The following is an 18,459-nucleotide window of genomic DNA, read 5'->3' on the forward strand; positions in this document are numbered from 1 at the left end:
GCTGTTACTCCTCAACATAAGGTTTAACAGCCAAGCCTTCGCGCATTTGCGAGACGCCAGCGGAGACAACTTGGTCGCCCAGTTGCAGGCCGCTTTGAATCACCACCATGTGACCTTGAGTATTGGCAACCTCAACGGCAACTTGCGTCACGGTTCCCTGAGATTCTTGATAACGCCAAACCGAGTAACTGTTATCTGGGTTGACTTGCAAGGCATTGAGCGGGACGTAGAGAGCGGGCGAATCGTCGCTATGGCCGACCTCAACGTTCACCGAGGCTCTGATCCCCGGTGTTAAATGGGTGTCTGCAGGTGGCTCGCTGGCAAAAACAACCTTGTAGGTTTGCGTCACTGGATCGGCTGCAGTGGTGTGTTCGACGTACTCAAGCTCGAATTCGTCATCGCTGCGGCCTGCTACCGAAGCTGTTGCGCTAAGGATTTTGTTATCGATATTGGCGGCCAGCACGCGCTCCGACACGTTGATTTCGAAGTGGACTTTCGACACATCCTGTAAGCGGGTAATCGCGGTACCGGTGATGATATAGCTACCGGCTTCGACCAGACGCTCGCTGACCAGCGCGTCAAATGGTGCTCGCAGCTCGGTGTAGCTGAGATCTTGAATGCTGTTTTCCAGATCAACCTGAGTGATTTCAAATTGGGTTTCGGCATTGTCCAACTCGCGCTTAGCGGCCAAACCTTTTTTGTACAGTGACTGAATGCGCTCCAGCTCTAATCGAGCCTGTTTGTGACGCGCACGGTTTTCTCGCACGCTGCGCTCAAAGGGAGCCGCGTCAATTGCCGCCAGCAGGGTGCCTTCAGGCACGCGCTGACCTTGCTTCAAGTCGACGTATTTCAATCGTCCTGATACTTCAAAATTCAGTTCCACTGTTTTTACTGGAATCACTGTGGCAGGAAAGCGGTAAGACTGACTGCTATCGGTTTGCTGAACGGTGCTGAGTTGCACGGTTCGCGGTTGTGCAACGGTCAAATCTTCAGGTTTGTCAGCAGGTCCGCAAGCGCTGAGTACGGCAGATAGCGGGAGAAGTAACAGGAATAATCGAATCACGGCGGGACACACTTGGTTAGTAATCAACAATAACGGCTGTCAACTTAACACATTTTTAAAAAGTGTAAACTTGTAAATTGCTAATCCAGATCAAAATCGTTAACCTTGGTCGCCAGTTTCAACCCCAAAAAAATATCTCAGACATGCTCGCAAGTACCGAAACTATTCTAAAAGCGGCCCGCCAGTGTTTTTTTCAACACGGTTACACCACCAGTAGCATTGCCATGATTAGTCGCTATGCAGATATTTCGCGAGTCACTATCCACAAGCAATTTGGTAGCAAAGAGCAGTTGTTCCGAGCGTTCCTAAAACATGAGCATGAAAGCCAATACAGCAAACTGGCCGGTTACATCACCGATTACGATTGTATTTGGCAACAGCTAGAGGTGATGCTGTTGGATTGGGGCCGACCATTGTTTGAGGAAATAACCGATAAGCTGGTGTTGAGTGACTTGGTCCGCACTGCGAGTGACCATTGTCAGGATATTTTTGATTCTCACTCGGCGGTGATCACCGATTTTGTGGTGTCGGCACTAGCCGAAGCCGAAAAAAAATCGCAAATCTCCTTTGCCCAACAAAGCTTGACTCCCCGTGAATTTGCCGAAACGCTGGTGGTGACGGCTAAGGCGATTTTCTCTATTTCACCGTTGACCGATGGCAAGCAGGCCGTACTCAACAACCTTGCCATTTATCGAGCAGCTCTCAGCCGTTAACTTGTTGGCTGAGGCCGTTGTAGGCTCTAGTTTCCCTCGCTCTCAATAGCTTCTATGCTAAACGCCTACATTGGTTGGCGTTAGTTTCTTGTTTGTTGTCGAAACGCAACATACAGCCTACTGTTTTTATTATATTTATCGCCTCGATCTTAAAAAGCGGAGAGCCTGATGAAAAAGGAAACCCTGGCCATTCATGCCGGATATCAAACCGATCCAACGACCAAATCGGTTGCTGTACCCATTTATCAAACGGTGTCATATGAATTTGATTCAGCCCAACATGGTGCTGATCTGTTTGATTTGGCAGTGCCGGGCAATATCTACACTCGCATTATGAACCCCACGAATGACGTGCTAGAGCAGCGCATGGCGGCATTAGAAGGCGGTATCGCGGCGCTGGCTGTCAGCTCCGGTATGGCTGCAATTACTTATGCAGTGCAAACCTTAGCGCAGCAGGGCGACAACATTATTAGCGTGCCGCAGCTCTACGGCGGAACTTACACCCTGTTTGCTCACATGCTGCCAAGTCAGGGCATTGAAGTGCGCTTTGCCGCAGATGATTCAGCCGCGGCCATCGAAGCGCTGATCGATGACCACACCAAAGCCGTGTATCTTGAAACAATTGGCAATCCGGCCGGTAATATTGTTGATTTAGCAGCGATTTGTGATGCTGCTCATCGTCACGGTGTGGCGGTCATTGTGGATAACACGGTGGCGACACCGATTTTGTGCAATCCCATCGAACATGGTGCTGATATTGTGGTCCATTCCCTGACCAAGTACGTCGGCGGCCATGGTACTTCGATTGGCGGTATTATTGTCGATTCCGGTAAATTCCCTTGGGCTGAGCACAAAGAACGCTATCCAGTTTTCAATCAACCTGAACCGTCTTATCACGGTGTGGTTTATACCGAAGCGTTTGCTGAGGCTGCGTATATCGGTCGGGCCCGCACAGTACCGCTGAGAAATACCGGTTCAGCCATTTCACCAATGAATGCTTTTCTGATTCTACAAGGCTTGGAAACGCTGGCGTTGCGGATGGAGCGCCATTGTGAAAATGCGCTGGTAGTGGCTAAGTTCTTAAAACAGCATCCACAAGTGGAATGGGTTAATTATGCCGGTTTGGAAGATGATCCTTACCACCAGTTGGCACAACAATATTGTGCTGGCGCACCGGCGTCACTGCTCACTTTTGGTATCAAAGGTGGTTTTGATGCAGGGGTTAAGTTTTACGATGCCTTGGCATTAGTGAAGCGCTTGGTCAATATTGGTGATGCTAAAACCCTAGCTTGTCACCCCGCGTCAACGACGCACCGGCAATTATCAGAGCAAGAACAAGCTGCTGCTGGGGTTAAACCTGAGACCATTCGGATTTGTGTCGGCATCGAGCACGCCGACGATATTCTGGCTGATCTGGAGCAAGCATTTGCCGCGATTTAATGCTTGTTAAACCGAACTAGCAACAAAAAGGGAGCCGTTTTAGCGGCTCCCTTTTTTCATGCTTTTGTAACGACCAAGGTTTACTGGTTCAAGCGGTTCACTGAAACGTCCGCTCCGGCGAACATCACGTTGTAACCGAATGGCGTGTCCGGATCGTTGTACAACAACATGGTGTAGTTGAAGTTATCCTGGAAATCGAACATTTCTGACTGATACACCATTTCCAAGGTGTGATCTTCTGTTTCAATCACGACATTAACGCGATAGTTGTTGGTTGGCAGGTTACCCGTCTCCACTTCTTCAAAATCAACGCTTTGGAAAGTGTAAGGCGTGGTATCGATGGTTTTGCCTTCCTCAACAAAGTAAACGTCCACTTGGTCGATATCTGTGGTCAGGTTTACGAAGTTAATATCAACCTGGTAGGTCAGCTGACGCACCGACTCAGGGAAGGTCAGAACTTTCACTGCACCTTCTTTGTCGTGGTAAATCGCCGCACCCATGGTTGCGTTTTGTGGCAGGCTCATGACAACGCCACGGTAGATTTCCTGATCGTTTTCGTCATTCAGGAAGATCTTGTAATCGTTGTAGTTAACAACGTCATACGGGCTTGACGAGTATGGCGCGATATCTTCTTGGGTGTAGGTATCGTCACCTGAGACAAGCTCCGAGTTAACGGTTTGGTCAATCAAGTTCATGAAACGATACTGAGCAGCGCCGAAGGCATCTTCGTAGCTAACCACAGTTGACGAGCTGGTCATCTTATCGATCGCCACACCTGAGTTACTTGGGCCGAAGGTATCGCGCAGTACAATGATGTAGCCAGTTTCTGATTCCATGTTGACATCTTCTGCAGTGAAGACGATGTCTGTGGTGCCGGTGTTGGTTAGATAGATGTCATAAGTGTCGGTTTCGAAATCACCAACTTCAATCATGCTGCCGGGTACACTAGTGGTCCAAAGCTCTGCAGCTGAGAAGCCTTCATCAGCGATGCCAACGTATACATCGTAGCCAGGGCTGTTGACTTTAAAGTCCGCGACCAGAAAACGCATGGTGTCGTCAAACAGATCGTTGAGGTTGAAATCAAATTCAGCCAGAGCAATTTCTGGATAGATGCCATAGGTAAAGACAATGTTACGTTGGTCGCTACGGATAGTAACTTCAACATCTTTGAGGATATCTTCACGGTCACCGTTGGCATCGATACCAGAGACGGTTACTTCGTGAGTTCCGTTTTTTGAAACCTGGGTTAAGCCACTGGCATCGCCGAAGGTGATGAAGCTCGCGATGTGAGTAGTTTCGTTATTCTTTTCAAATTCGTAGGTTAAGCCTGTGCTGTTTGGCGAGGCGTTGTAAACCTGAATACGCGTCTCGTTAACGTCGTCACTTTTCTCGTTGTTGTTGCCGCCGCCGCCGCCACAGGCAGTCAGCATTGCGGTAGCAAAGGAAAGAGCCAGCGCAGGATATAAATTGTTTTTAAGCATAAATCTTCTTTCTCTGGTTCAAACAGCAAATTGAGGGCTGATTACCTTCAGACACTCGACTGCACTACTAAATAAGCTTGTAAAATCTCGTTCCTTAAGAAACCCTTTTACAAGAACAAATGAGCCATCAGGCAGATAACGGGCAAGGTTACCAAAGTTCTGAGTAAGAACACCACGAATAGTTCCCACAATTTGATGGGAATTTGACTCCCTAGTAACAAAGCACCAACTTCTGACATGTAAATCAACTGAGTGACCGACATGGCAGCGATAACAAAACGAGTCAGTTCATGGTCAATACTGGCAGCCAGAATTGACGGGATGAACATATCAGCGAAGCCAACCATCACGGTTTTGGAAGCCGCTTGCGCTTCGGGAATTTGCATTAGTTCTAACAGCGGCACAAAAGGCATGCCGAGATAGTCAAAAATAGGGGTGTACTCGGCGATGATCAGTGCCGTGGTACCAATGGCCATGACCACAGGTAGAATGCCAAACACCATGTCGATGGCGTTACGGACACCTTCGAAAAATACCTGACGGAAGCTTTGGATTTGGCTGGCCTTGGTCAGTGCGCGCTCCATTCCCCAGCCCCATAAGCTGTGCTCTGCCGGTGTTTGCTCAGCATTGTCATTACGAGTGGAACCGTCGATAAAGCAATCTTTTTTATTCCGCAGTGGCGGCAATTTGGGCACGACAATGGCGGCAACGAAGCCAGCTAGACAAACCGTCAGATAAAACGGGGCAAATAAATGCTCCAGCTTAACTTGAGTAATAACCACAAGAGAGAAGGTGATGGAGACGGCTGAGAAGGTGGTGCCAATAATCGCGGCTTCTTTTTGGGTGTAGTACTTGGCTTCGTATTGTTTACTGGTTAGCAAAATACCAACCGAGCCATCACCGAGCCAGGAAGCCATGCAGTCAATTGCGGAGCGCCCCGGCAAGCCAAAAATGGGTCGCATGATTTTGGTTAGCAGAGTGCCAAATAGTTCCAGCAAGCCGAAATTGAGCAATAACGGCAACAACAAACCCGCCAACAGAAATACCGCTAGCAGCACTGGCATTAGTTCATACAGCACCAGACCGCCGGTAACCTCGGAGTGAATCAACTCGGGGCCGACTTTAAAAAATGCCAGCAACACAAACACAGCGCCAAAGCAGCGCACCACAAACCACACCGGCGATACGTTGAGTAAGGCATTAAGGAATGGATCCTTGGTCACCCAGCGTGGGGCGAGTGCTTTGGTAAATACTGAGGCCAAGGTTGCCAATACCACTACGGCCGCGATCAACGAGGTGATATTGCCGCCGAGGAATTGCTGAATCCACTTGGCCAGAATGGCAATCGGGATAGTCAGTCCGCCTTGGTATGGCACAGGCAGCATAAACAACCCAATGCCGATCAATGAGGGGATGGCGAAAATGGCGATGTTGCGAGCGCTGTACAACGGGGCTGTTCGAGTCTGGCGAACCATATCGGCTGGGTTGTTTGATGGAAAATGAAATCAGCCACGCATGCTAAAGCGACAGCGCGGCGAACTCAATAGCTAAAGCAATATTATTAGAGTCTGTTAGCTTAATAACTCGCTGACTTTTCTTGCGTCGTTAGCATTTCAACGTTTTCTTGTCCTGTGCCTTTGGCATAAATAACCTGATAAGCCAGCACGGCTTGGACGTAGTCGCGGGTCTCGCGAAACGGAATGGTTTCGATCCAGACATCAAAAGGCAGTGGCGTGCCATCGTTCAGCCAGCTGTTGATTCGGTGCGGCCCCGCATTGTACGAAGCAATGGCTAACACACTGTTTTGGTTAAATTGTTTGAGTAACCGCTGGATATAAGCGGAGCCCAGTCGAATATTGGTCTCGGGCTGATAAAGGGTGCTGACGCCACGGTATCTCAGATTGATTCTGCGGGCCATTTCTTTTGCTGTGGCCGGCATCAGCTGCATTAAGCCACGGGCATCCTTGGGCGAGCGAGCATAGCGGTTATAACTACTTTCACGGCGCGCGATGGCCATCAACAGGGTGTCATCGACTTTGCGCATGTCGGCAAATGTTGTGAACAGATCTTGATAGGCGATGGGAAAGCGTAAGTCGATGGCGTCCCAAATTTGCGCCCGAATCGCAGCGGAAATTGCAAAATGCCACCATCCTTGTTGCTGCGCGTAGTGAGACAGTGCAACACGTTTGTCATCGTCGCTGTAACGCAATAAATAAATCCATTCGGAATTGGCATCGCCATATTGTTCATTGGCCATCAGCGCTCTAACACGCGCTAAGCCCTTGGATGTCGACAGCTGTTCAATACTCGATGCTGTTGGTTGCGGTGTTGATGCGGCAAGTTGATAGTCAAGCTTGAGTTCATCGGCCGCTAGGTAGGCGTAATAATTGCGGTTGCCGGCAATCCGTTGTAGCCGCTCGGTTGCGGCTTGTTGCAGGCCGTTGTGCTGCTCTATTTTGGCCAGCCAGTATTGCCAGCGCTCTGATTGCTGTTGCTCTGGTGAGAGCGCTTCAATCAGTCTTTTAACTGCCGGCCAATCTTGTTTTTTGAGTTGCTGCCGAATACGCCGTTCAGTTAAATCATTGGCGGCTAAGTCAGCAAGCCGAGTATCTGCCCAAGCGCTGGCTTCGGCATCCTTGCGGGCAAAGGCGTAGCGTACAATTTGTTTTTCGATGGCTGCTTTTTGTGCTTGGGTAAACGTGAATTGTTGTTGATAGTGCTGCCATTGGGCGATTGCTGTTTGCGGTGATGTCCGCGTTAACTTGCGCAAGGTGGCGCTGATTATTGCGCGAGTCTCGCTATTATCCTGCTTGAATGAGCTGTGTTTTTTAAGCCGTTTGGGGCTGTTGTAGAGCGACCATAGTTGCTCGCCGTAGCGACGGTAGTCACCGCTGAGTTTGCGATTTAAATAAGAAAGCAGGCCACGCTCTCTGGCATCGAAAGCCAATAGCATCCGCTCCCAGATCTGCTCATTGGTGCGCAGGCCTGCTTTGGTCCATTCGTCAAATAGCACATCACATGCCTTGGGCTGTGAGGTACCGCTGAGCCATAAGCTTTCGGCGCCATCATAGCCAATTTCTTTGGTGCCTTTTTGCAGTTGGGCGCGATGATAATAACAGCGCAACTCGGTCGACACAGGTTCCTTTGGACTGACGGTTAAAAAGTCATCCCAGCGTCTTTTCGGGCCGATGTATTTTAAGTAACGACGCTGCAGGCGAGGACCGAGTGGTGAGCCTTTCGCTCGCGCAATAAAATCCGCGACCTGATCGGCGCTGAGTTGTTTCAGCCGGTCGCCGAGGTAATAGTAATCAAGGTAAATCGCTAGGGGATGGTCATCGAGTTGTTTGCGCAGCACTTTGTAATTGCTCACTTGGCCTTTTCGCAGCGCCTGCCGAGCTTTGCTGTATTGCTGCTGTTGCTGCGCTGAGAGTGCTTCAAGTTCAATGCTAAGTGGCGGTGCCGCAGGAGTGCTGTTCGACCAAGAAAAGGGCGCGGCGACAACCATTAGTGTAACCGCAAACCTTTGAGCAAACCGGCGTGTGGAATTAGATATCCGCTGAAGCTGTTTGTTGCTAACCACTTAGTGTTCTCGTCTAAGCAAAGGCGATGCTCATGAGTGTAATCAAGCTGGCGCTAAGCTGACAGGAAATACTTGGTTATTTTTTTGTTAACAGCTCGTTAGCCGCTGGTCAGGTTGACCTCAATTTTCAACCGTTGACCGGCCCGCAGAAAGTCTGAAGTCAGCGAATTCCAACGTTTCAAGGCAGAAACGGAAACATCAAAACGTTTAGCAATGAGGCTTAGCGAGTCGCCGTTACGGACTTTATAGCGCACCGTTTTGGTTTGCTGTTGCGGTTCATTCGTATAAATAGTGAGCGTTTGGCCCGGTTTCAGCATGTTGCTGCTGAGGCCATTCCAACGGGCAATATCCTGATGTTTGACCTTGTAGCGTCGTGCGATCAGCCACAGGCTATCGCCACGTTGCACTTGATATTTGGTGGGTTTATCGTCGGCCAAACGAAGTGGCGGCAGACGCGCTTCGTCGCCCAGTGGGATCATCAGATGGCGGCCTGCGCGAATAATGTGACTGCGCAAATTATTCGCGGTCATCAACACCTTCACAGTGGTGTGGTGTTTTTTAGCAATGCGCTCAAGGCTGTCGCCCGGGCGAATTTCATAGCGTTGCCAGCTGACACGCTGCTCGGCCGGTAATTGCGCTAAGCCAGCCTCAAGTTGCTGTTGTTGGCTTTGCGGGATCAGCAACATGTTGGATGTGGTCGGGGCGGTAGCCCAGCGGTTGTAGCCGGGATTTAACTCGGCGATTTGTTTCAAGCTCATGCCAGCCAGCTCGGCAACGATGGCGAGTTCGATTTGGTTGCCGACATCAATGGCAACTAACGTTTGCTGATTGGGTCGCTGCGGCAACTCCATGTTGTACTGCTCGGCGTTTCTGACAATGTCAGTAATGGCTAACAAACGTGGCACGTAAGCGGTGGTCTCTGAGGGCAGCTTCAACGAGAAGAAGTCGGTGGCTTTGCCTCGGCGTTTGTTTTTCTTCACCGCTCGTTTCACTCGGCCTTCGCCACTGTTATAAGCCGCCAGCGCTAACAGCCAGTCGCCATCAAACATCTCATGCAGGTATTTGAGGTAGTCAATTGCGGCCAGCGTTGATAAGTAGATGTCGCGGCGGCCATCAAACCACCAATCATTGGCGAGGCCAAAACGTTTGGCCGTGGCTGGCATAAACTGCCACATGCCAACGGCACCGCCATGGCTATAGGCATAGGGGTCAAAACCACTTTCGACAAAGGGCAACATGGCAATTTCGAGCGGCATTTGATGTTGTTCGAGCTGCTCAATGATGATTGCTAAATAGGCGCCGGCACGTTTGTCGATTTCGGCAATGACATCTTTGTGTCGCAAATAACGCTTGCGTTCTTTGTCAATCGACGGGTGGGATTGTTCGGTAAGCGCAAACCCTTCGCGCATATGATGCCAGAGGTAGAGTTCGGCTTTGCTTGGCTCAGCGGGTTGCGGCGTCGCTTCGAGAGCTGGTGGCGCAGCTGTTGTGACAACCTGCTGTGCGGTTGGCTCGCTAACTTCTGAAGTGCTTTGACAGCCAGCCAGCAGCAAGCCCATCAATAATCCAACTAATCGATTATTTGTACAACGTTTCAACAAACCAACTACCACAATTGAAAATAATTAAACGACCCGAATCTGGGGAGCCATAGGTCGCCAAGTCGACCTCAAACCGAGCAATCCTATAGTGTTGCCATCACAAGGTCAAAACTGGTCTTTCCATTGCCTGAGTAGGGTGAAGGTGGCGAGCTCGTCAGTTGCGGGCTGTTTGCTCCAGCTAGCCACCGCTTGTGCCAAACCGGGCTCGTTACAGCGTAAAAATGGATTAATGCGTTTTTGTTCAGCGATATTCGTTGGTAGCGATGGCAAGTCGACAGTCCTTAACGCCGCAACACTGTCGGCCATATCTTGCAGCGGCGCATAATTGGGTTCAACCGCGGCGGCAAAGGCCAAGTTGGCTTCGGTGTACTCATGGGTGCAATAGACTCGGGTTGCATCGGGCAGGGCCGCGAGTTTATTCAAGGAAGCCAGCATTTGCTCTGGTGAGCCTTCAAACAGCCGGCCACAACCGGTGTGAAATAAAGTATCACCGCAAAATACTGCGCCGTGACCATAATAAGCAATGTGATCGAGGGTATGGCCGGGGATCGCCAACACCTGAAAATGAAGCGCCAAGGGCGCAATGAAAATGGTTTCGCCATCGCCTGCGACTTGCTCAATGCCATTGATAGCTGGGTTGTCTGGGCCGATGACGGTTGCTTGCGGAAATGCCGACTTTAGCGGCGCAATACCACCGGTATGATCGCGATGATGATGGGTGATCAGCACTGCGACCAGTGTGAGTTGCTGTTGTTGGCAATAATCGAGTACTGGTTGGGCATCGCCTGGATCAACCACAACAAGATTATGCTTGTCATGAATTGCCCATATATAGTTATCTTGAAACGCGCGAATCGGGTAAATTGTCACAACAGTGCTAGCCCATCACCAAGGTATCGATAGCGATCATATTATGAGACCCGCGGCAACAAATAAAGCGTTGAGCATGCCGCTGAGTTGGCAAGAGCTGGCTCAGGGGCCGTGGCTGAAGCAACAGCTAGAGCCTGCTATTGTGCCGATGCTTGAGCGTATGTTTGGTTACTACATGGTCACTCTGGGGCCATTGGGTGACACCTTGGATACCAGCGCATCAAGTATTAGCCGGCAATTGCGGCTGTCGTCATTGCTGAGCGGCAGCATTCGCGGCAAGGAGACAGAATTGCCGTTGAGCGAAAACTCAATCGACGCATGTGTGGTGCCGTTTTGTCTCGACTTTTGCAATGATCCGCACCAAATGGTGCGCGAAGTGCATCGAGTGGTCATTTCAGATGGTCATATTTTGCTGGCGGGGTTTAATCCGCTGAGTTTAGTGGCGACGGGAAAACTTTGGCCCAGTTGGCGTAAACGAAGCCCTTGGAATGGCCGCTTTTTTACCCGGAACCGGATCAGCGATTGGTTTCAGTTACTCGGGTGCGAAATTATTGCTAGCCAAACATTGGCCTTTAGCAGTTTGCTGGGCAGTAAGCCTGCCAATCATAAAATTCAGCAGGTTGGTCAGCGTTATGCGCCATGGGCGGGCTCAGTCTATGTCATGCTGATGAAAAAACGCGAAGTGCCATTGACGCCGGTGAAACCATCGTGGAAAGCAGTGAACCGGATAAAAACGGTTGGCGCATTGACTGGCGCTGGCGTTGCCGGCCGCCAGTTTTCGACAGGCCAGCGCTCAACAGGCTCTAAGGGTTATAGCCTTGATCTTCCATGGTCGGCGCTTGCGCCGCTTCGCGGGCTAAATCATCGACCCGTTCATTTTCATCATGACCGGCATGGCCTTTGACCCAGCGCCAATCAATTTGGTGGCGTTGTGTTTCGGCATCTAATGCTTGCCACAGATCGATATTTTTAACCGGTGTTTTATTTGATGTTTTCCAGCCTTTGCGTTTCCAGCCGGCAATCCAGCTTTCGATGCCTTGTTTGACATATTGGCTATCGGTGGTAAGCGTCACTTGGCATGGGCTGGTGAGTGCTCGCAAACCCTCAATCGCCGCCAGTAGTTCCATCCGATTGTTAGTGGTAAGAAAATAACCGCCGCTCAGTTCTTTTTCATGCTGGCCGTAGCGGAGCAGGGCGCCGTAGCCACCCGGACCCGGATTGCCAAGACAAGAACCATCGGTGAAGATTTCAACCTGTTTCATTGTTTTTCGCTTCTTGTTGTAATATCAACAGCCTTGAGGGGCTATTGCGCAGTTGTCGCGAGTATAAACGAGCCCTTAACCATACATCAAAGGTCAAGCGGCCCGATATAGAGGATACGATGCAACCAGATCAAACTCGGCAGATCATTCTGGATACCGAAACCACAGGTATGAATATGAGCGGCGGCGCGCCGCATCTTGGCCACCGCATCATTGAAATTGGTTGTGTGGAGGTGATTAATCGTCGCCTGACTGGCAATCACTACCATGTCTACCTCAATCCTGATATGCCGATTGACCCCGAAGCGACGACGGTTCACGGTATCACTGACGACGATGTCAAAGATTGTCCGCGCTTTGCTGACGTTGCCGAGCAGTTTGTCGAATTCATTCGTGGTGCCGAGTTGATTGCCCACAATGCGCCGTTCGACGTGGGCTTTATGGATCATGAATTTGGCAAGCTCGGGGCGGGGTGGGCAAAGACCGATGAACTATGTCAGGTGACCGACTCCTTGGTACTGGCAAAGGACATGTATCCAGGCCAGAAGAATAACCTCGATGCCTTGTGTCGCCGACTCGGTATTGATAATTCGCATCGTGAATTGCACGGCGCATTGCTCGATGCCGAGATTCTGGCAGATGTTTATCTGTTAATGACCGGCGGCCAGACCAAGCTGGCGCTGGGTCAAGATGGCGATGATGGCTCGGCGGCCTCTGCCGGCGAAATCAGACCGGTCACCTTAGCTGGCGATGCGCTTCCTGTGATCAAGGCCTCATCGACTGAATTAGAAAGTCATCAAGAAACCATGGCTCGGGTCGAAAAGAAAGCAGGGACAAGTATTTGGCAAACTTTGGGAGCCGCTGAATCAACATGAAAAAAATCCTGCTTGGTTGTTTGACCAGCCTGCTGTTGGCGCTGGCGGTACCATCATTTGCCGAAGCCCCAGAGAAGCTCGTTCGTAGTGCCTATCAATTGCTTGATAACCGCTTTCGCCTTGATCACGGTATTGAAGAAGTCACTTTGGTGGTGTATCGCAAGCCCGGCGCAGGACCAATTGTGTTGGTCCAGCCGGATGGCTCTAAGCTCTATGCTCATACTTCGCCGCAGAATGTCAGTTGGTATGACGAAGATTCGTTTGACTTAATTACCATTACCAAGCCGATTCCTGGGCCATGGCAAATTGTCGGCAGTATTGATCGGCGCAACGCCATTGAAATTCTCAGCGCTATTGAGTTGCAAGTGACCGAAGCGCCTAAGGTGCTCTACCAGCACGAGCGGATAAAACTGACCGCCGAGTTGTTCAATTACGGCGATCGGATTAATAGCGATGCTTTTTATCGCTCCACAGAGCTCGATTTGTTTTTAATCCGACGTACCCTGAACCAGCCCAATCCAGCGTTGAATCCTGGCTCAGCAGATCGCATGGGCAAGTTTTATGATAATGGCACCGGCCTAGATGCCTATCCCAGAGACGGTATTTTTACCGGGGAAGTGGATATCCGCCAGAAGCCCGGCCGCTACAAGCTGTATGCGCGGGTTAGCAACAAAACCTTCCAGCGCGCAGCGGTGCAAGATATTGAGCTCAAGCCGTTGCCAATTGAGGCCAATATCGTGCGTATTGCCGACAATGCATTGCGCGTCGAGTACACCGTTGATGCTAATGAGATAAAACTTGATACCGTTGCCATTAATCTGATGGTGACCGGTGCTAACGACTTTCAGTATCCACTGACGCTGGTTGAACCTAACAATAGCACCTTCTCGATGGATTTGGATTTTGTCGCTCGAACTGGCGATTATCGAATTGGTGGTTGGCTGTTTGCTGATGACCAAAGTGGCCGCGAAGTGGCTATCGAAATTCCCAAAGAGCGCTTTAGTGTGATCAAAGCCGCGCCGACCTTCTTGAGCAAAGATGAGGTGGAACCAGAGCAAAGCCCAGAAATAGTTCTTGAGGGCGATGTGTTGCCAGCATCTGAGCAACCTGACGCCACTGATCCTGAATCAGAGTTAGCGGCTGATGCAGAGTCTGGAGGCATTGCTTGGTGGGTTTGGGCAATCGCAGGTTCGGTTGGTTTACTACTTATTGTTGGCGGTGTGGTTTTTGTCATTCTCAGAAAGCGCAAAAAAGCAGCAAAAACTGGCGATGAAAACGACGATTCTGACGATGATGGCGATATTGATCTGAATCGGCCAGAAGACCGCTAAAAAGTGGTTGACTCACTTTTGGGGAATCCGTATTATTCCGCCCGCGCTGCACGGTGGCGTCATACAAAGTTCATCTTTGTTAGCGAGTCACCGGCAGATTAGTGCGGAGTGGTAGTTCAGTTGGTTAGAATACCGGCCTGTCACGCCGGGGGTCGCGGGTTCGAGTCCCGTCCACTCCGCCAACATTTTTCAAAGCCACGCGAAAGCGGGGCTGACGCAGTAAAGAAGTGCAATTCAGTACATCTGCTCTGCAGCTCGTAAGAGCAACAATCAGGTTCCAGTGCGGAGTGGTAGTTCAGTTGGTTAGAATACCGGCCTGTCACGCCGGGGGTCGCGGGTTCGAGTCCCGTCCACTCCGCCAATTTTCCTGATGACAATGAGTTCCGATGCGGAGTGGTAGTTCAGTTGGTTAGAATACCGGCCTGTCACGCCGGGGGTCGCGGGTTCGAGTCCCGTCCACTCCGCCATCTTCTCAACGTCAAATACAAACAGTTTTCAGTGCGGAGTGGTAGTTCAGTTGGTTAGAATACCGGCCTGTCACGCCGGGGGTCGCGGGTTCGAGTCCCGTCCACTCCGCCATCTAACATCAAAGCCCTGCTCATTTGAGCGGGGCTTTTTTGTTAGTTGCTCTTGTGCTTAGCTGAAAATCAAAGCAATTAACGCGTTAGCGAAGCGTCGCTGGCATGGAAGCCAGCGCCGAGCCTACAGGGACGTATTTACGGCGTCTGAGCGTTGGGTTAATTGCTTTGCAATGGGTTAGAAAGACAAAAAAGGCGTCATGTGCCGAGCGAGGACATGACGCCTAAATGTTGGGAAGTACAGGGGCTTCAAGCCCCTTGTTGTTATTGTTGACTAGTTCAGGCTGCGTTCTTGGTTGCCTTTTGTGGGATTGTTGATTTATCGGCAACTAACTCATCCGAATCAAAATCATCGACGTTAATCGCCTTCATACGGCCAATCTCGGCGCGGCGCAGTAATTGTGCGTCTGCTTCGCTCAACACGCCCATCTCCAGACCTTCATCGGCAATCCGATCGAGCCAGATAAACGGTACCTTTTGACCCTTCGCTTTACTCACTTTAGCAACCAGTTCCTCGGCAGCAATAATGTCGTTCAAGGTTGTTTGCAGGGTACCAAGTGGATTGTTATCGCAATCAGTCAAAAAGCTCATATGACCCAGCCGATCGCGAGTTTCGCTTGGGGTCATTACTAATTTAGCGACTTTATGGTCAAGTTTGTCGCCCATACGCTTACTCGGTAAGCCAAGCGGCATAATGAGCGCCTTCATCAGAGAGCCAACACCGGCGACAGGGAAGTTATCGAGCAAATCGCGCAGGGCAACACGAAGCTTCGCTAATGAATCCTCTAATGCCCACTGCAGCAGTGGTAAATCTTCCGCTGGGCGACCATCGTTGTCATATCGCTTGAGTGCGGCAGAGCATAGATACAGCTCGCTGAGCATATCGCCCAAGCGTGCTGACACGCGCTCGCGGCGTTTTAGTGAACCGCCAAGAGTAGCCATGGCAATGTCTGACAGCAGTGCAAGGTTTGCCGAGTAGCGATTTAATTGACGGTAATACTGAGCAGTCGCGTCACGTTGTGGTGACTTGCTGAAACGGTAGCCGCCCCAACCAAACCAAATGCTACGAAAGACATTACTAATGGCAAAACCAATGTGACCAAATACCGCTTTATCGAAGTCTGCCAAGGCTTTTCGCTGATCGCTCAGACTTGCCGCTTCAAGCTCTGCGAGCACGTACGGATGGCAGCGAATTGCGCCTTGTCCATAGATGATCATCGAGCGGGTAAGAATATTGGCACCTTCCACGGTAACTGCAATTGGCGCGCCTTGATAGCCGCGGGCTAGGTAGTTTGACGGTCCCATGCAGATGCCTTTACCACCGTGAATATCCATTGCATCGATCATGGCTTTCTGGCCACGGTCGGTCAGGTGATATTTGACGATCGCTGAGATCACCGATGGCTTCTCACCCATATCGATCGCAGTGGTCGTCAAATTGGCAGCGCCGTCCATCAAGTAAGCATTACCGGCAATTCGAGCCAATGGCTCTTCGATTCCTTCAAGGTAACCGATCGGTACCTTAAATTGACGGCGGACTCGGGCATAGGCGCTCGATGACATCGCTGCTAGCTTGGCACCGCCAGTGGCATTTGCTGGTAGCGTAATGCCACGGCCAACGGACAAGCATTCAACTAACATACGCCAGCCCTGACCGGCCATTTTTTCGCCGCCGATAATGTAATCAATCGGGACAAAGACATCGTCGCCGCGTGTTGGGCCATTTTGGAATGGTACATTTAGTGGGAAGTGGCGGCGGCCAATATCAACCCCTTGAATGTCCGTTGGGATCAACGCGCAGGTGATGCCCAGCTCTTTCTCGCCACCCAATAATTGCTCAGGATCGTCTAACTTGAACGCCAGACCAAGTACGGTCGCGACAGGCGCTAGCGTAATGTAACGCTTGTTCCAAGTTAGACGCATACCGAGTACTTGTTTTCCTTGCCATTCGCCCATGCAAACAGTGCCACGATCTGGGATCGCACCGGCATCAGAACCGGCCTCAGGACTGGTTAGGGCAAAGCAAGGAATTTCCAAGCCTTTGGCTAATCGCGGCAAGTAATGGTCTTTTTGCGCTTCGGTACCATAGTGCTGCAGCAATTCGCCAGGGCCAAGCGAGTTGGGCACGCCTACGGTACTGGCCAATACACCACTGACGGTGGCGAGTTTCTGTAGCACGTAGCTTTGCGCGTACGCAGAAAACTCTAAACCGCCATACTGCTTTTTGATGATCATGGCGAAAAAGCCATTGTCTTTCAGGTACTGCCAAATTTCGGGTGGCAAGTCAGCGCGCTCATGGGTGATCTCAAAATCATTGGTCATTTTACAAACCGTTTCGACCGGACCATCAATGAATGCTTGCTCTTCGGCGCTAAGCACTGGCGCAGGGTAATTGTGCAGCATGCTCCAATCAGGGTTGCCACGGAACAATTCACCTTCCCACCACGTCGTGCCCGCCGAGATTGCATCACGCTCGGTGGATGACATCTCCGGCATGATCTTGCGGTAGGCATTGAGCATGGCTCGGCTGAACAACGCTTGGCGAATCGCCGTTACGTTAAGTGGTAGGGCAATCGCAGCCCAAATTGCCCAAGACCAGGCTGGAACGTTCAAAACAAATTGACCGACGGCAAGCCAGACTGCGGTAGCAGCGCTGGCTACCAGAAGTGATTGACGGTGATACGCAATCACGCCGATGACAGCTACTAGAGCTAGAATCCAAAGAAATATCTCCACGACACATCCCCCATTTTTATTATTTCAAGAGGTCAGACCTCTTACGAGTTGAGCCTATTAATAGATCAAACGCTTGTTCGGATCAAGCAGGTTGATATGGAATTGCGGTATCATCCGCGGCTGAGTGTGACTAATGGGTGGAATTGTTGTTATGTGCGAGTTGTTGGCGATGAGTGCCAATGTGCCAACTGATATTTGTTTTAGCTTTTCGGGTTTGTTGCGTCGAGGTGGTGATACTGGCCCCCATCGTGACGGCTGGGGCCTGACCTTTTATGAAGGTAAAGGTTGCCGTAGCTTCAAGGATCCGGAGCCGAGCTATCAAAGTCGTATCGCGAAGTTGTTAGAGCAGTACCCGATTAAAAGTGAAATTGTCATTGGCCATATTCGGCAAGCAAATCGCGGCGGTGTCCGGTTAGAAAACACCCATCCGTTTGAACGTGAATTAGGTGGCCGGATGTGGACATTTGCTCACAACGGCCAATTATCTGATTACAAAGATCTGTCGCTGGGCTGCTTTGAGCCGGTTGGCAACACCGATTCCGAATTCGCGTTTTGTTATTTAATGGGGCAACTCAAGCAGCGTTATGCCAAGGCGCCAAGTAATCCGGCCGCATTCGGTCGCTTCGTTGCCAAGCAAGCGGATATGTTTCGCGCCAAAGGGGTTTACAACATGCTGCTTTCGGATGGCCGCTGGTTGTTTGCTTATTGCTCGACCAAGCTCCACTGGATCACTCGGCGAGCACCATTTGGCACCGCGACATTGCTAGACAATGATTGGGAAATTGATTTTTCCAAGGAGACCACACCAAACGATGTGGTGTCGGTAGTTGCTACTCAGCCACTGACCAAAGATGAACAATGGCACGCAATGAAGCCGGGTCAGTGGGTGTTATTCAAAGCTGGCGAAGTCATCGCCAGCAATTGATAGG

The 18,459-nt window shown here is 50.7% G+C and carries 14 protein-coding genes and 4 tRNA genes; 10 read left to right on the top strand and 8 right to left on the bottom strand.

Features of this window, described 5'->3' with window-relative positions; all coding sequences use genetic code 11:
* Positions 1–4: 4 nt before the first annotated feature.
* On the bottom strand, positions 5–1,063 hold the full coding sequence (locus IC617_RS17235; protein WP_191146233.1) for an efflux RND transporter periplasmic adaptor subunit: 1,059 nt from the start codon (positions 1,061–1,063) through the stop codon (positions 5–7).
* 143 nt (positions 1,064–1,206) lie between these two features.
* Between IC617_RS17235 and IC617_RS17240 the strand changes: the two genes are divergently transcribed.
* Positions 1,207–1,776: a TetR/AcrR family transcriptional regulator gene (locus tag IC617_RS17240; RefSeq protein ID WP_191146234.1), complete on the top strand. Its 570-nt coding sequence runs from the start codon at positions 1,207–1,209 to the stop codon at positions 1,774–1,776.
* A 168-nt stretch (positions 1,777–1,944) separates the two neighbouring features.
* The gene (locus IC617_RS17245; RefSeq protein WP_191146235.1) at positions 1,945–3,216 is read left to right on the top strand and encodes an O-acetylhomoserine aminocarboxypropyltransferase/cysteine synthase family protein; all 1,272 of its coding nucleotides are present in this window, start codon (positions 1,945–1,947) and stop codon (positions 3,214–3,216) included.
* Positions 3,217–3,296: 80 nt separating this feature from the next.
* Here IC617_RS17245 and IC617_RS17250 read toward each other — a convergent pair whose 3' ends face one another.
* The 5 genes from IC617_RS17250 to gloB all read right to left on the bottom strand — a co-directional run bounded on the left by IC617_RS17250 (position 3,297) and on the right by gloB (position 10,748).
* Positions 3,297–4,697: a hypothetical protein gene (locus tag IC617_RS17250; protein ID WP_191146236.1), complete on the bottom strand. Its 1,401-nt coding sequence runs from the start codon at positions 4,695–4,697 to the stop codon at positions 3,297–3,299.
* Positions 4,698–4,804: 107 nt separating this feature from the next.
* Complete coding sequence (locus IC617_RS17255; RefSeq protein ID WP_191146237.1) at positions 4,805–6,172, bottom strand: YjiH family protein; 1,368 nt, start codon at positions 6,170–6,172, stop codon at positions 4,805–4,807.
* A 101-nt stretch (positions 6,173–6,273) separates the two neighbouring features.
* Positions 6,274–8,202: a transglycosylase SLT domain-containing protein gene (locus IC617_RS17260; RefSeq protein ID WP_191146238.1), complete on the bottom strand. Its 1,929-nt coding sequence runs from the start codon at positions 8,200–8,202 to the stop codon at positions 6,274–6,276.
* Between the two features lie 173 nt (positions 8,203–8,375).
* Entirely contained in the window at positions 8,376–9,875 is a 1,500-nt protein-coding gene (locus IC617_RS17265) for a lytic transglycosylase (RefSeq protein ID WP_191146239.1), read from the bottom strand.
* 108 nt (positions 9,876–9,983) lie between these two features.
* Positions 9,984–10,748 (bottom strand): hydroxyacylglutathione hydrolase, encoded by a 765-nt coding sequence (gene gloB, locus IC617_RS17270; RefSeq protein ID WP_191146240.1) that lies wholly within the window; start codon positions 10,746–10,748, stop codon positions 9,984–9,986.
* Between the two features lie 76 nt (positions 10,749–10,824).
* On the opposite strand from gloB, the gene IC617_RS17275 reads away from it, so the two are divergent.
* A complete protein-coding gene (locus IC617_RS17275; protein WP_191146241.1) occupies positions 10,825–11,652 on the top strand; it encodes a class I SAM-dependent methyltransferase in 828 nt (275 codons plus the stop codon).
* Here IC617_RS17275 and rnhA read toward each other — a convergent pair.
* On the bottom strand, positions 11,552–12,010 hold the full coding sequence (gene rnhA, locus IC617_RS17280) for a ribonuclease HI (RefSeq protein ID WP_191146242.1): 459 nt from the start codon (positions 12,008–12,010) through the stop codon (positions 11,552–11,554). The genes IC617_RS17275 and rnhA overlap by 101 nt on opposite strands.
* Before the next feature lie 119 nt (positions 12,011–12,129).
* On the opposite strand from rnhA, the gene dnaQ reads away from it, so the two are divergent.
* The 6 genes from dnaQ (at position 12,130) to IC617_RS17310 (ending at position 14,795) form a co-directional block, all read left to right on the top strand.
* Positions 12,130–12,885, top strand: a complete 756-nt coding sequence (gene dnaQ, locus IC617_RS17285; protein ID WP_191146243.1) for a DNA polymerase III subunit epsilon — start codon at positions 12,130–12,132, stop codon at positions 12,883–12,885.
* The gene (locus IC617_RS17290; protein ID WP_191146244.1) at positions 12,882–14,216 is read left to right on the top strand and encodes a TIGR03503 family protein; all 1,335 of its coding nucleotides are present in this window, start codon (positions 12,882–12,884) and stop codon (positions 14,214–14,216) included. The genes dnaQ and IC617_RS17290 overlap by 4 nt, the downstream gene beginning before the upstream one ends.
* 105 nt (positions 14,217–14,321) lie before the next feature.
* Positions 14,322–14,398: transfer RNA gene (locus IC617_RS17295), tRNA-Asp, on the top strand.
* 102 nt (positions 14,399–14,500) lie between these two features.
* Positions 14,501–14,577 (top strand) — tRNA-Asp (locus IC617_RS17300).
* Between the two features lie 29 nt (positions 14,578–14,606).
* A tRNA-Asp gene (locus IC617_RS17305) sits at positions 14,607–14,683 on the top strand.
* 35 nt (positions 14,684–14,718) lie between these two features.
* Positions 14,719–14,795: transfer RNA gene (locus IC617_RS17310), tRNA-Asp, on the top strand.
* A 278-nt stretch (positions 14,796–15,073) separates the two neighbouring features.
* Here the strand turns inward: IC617_RS17310 and fadE are convergent.
* Positions 15,074–17,530, bottom strand: a complete 2,457-nt coding sequence (gene fadE, locus IC617_RS17315; protein WP_191146245.1) for an acyl-CoA dehydrogenase FadE — start codon at positions 17,528–17,530, stop codon at positions 15,074–15,076.
* A gap of 151 nt (positions 17,531–17,681) precedes the next feature.
* Between fadE and IC617_RS17320 the strand changes: the two genes are divergently transcribed.
* Entirely contained in the window at positions 17,682–18,455 is a 774-nt protein-coding gene (locus tag IC617_RS17320; RefSeq protein WP_191146246.1) for a class II glutamine amidotransferase, read from the top strand.
* Positions 18,456–18,459 lie beyond the last annotated feature (4 nt).

The organism is Neiella litorisoli (assembly GCF_014773395.1).
Lineage (GTDB): Bacteria > Pseudomonadota > Gammaproteobacteria > Enterobacterales > Neiellaceae > Neiella > Neiella litorisoli.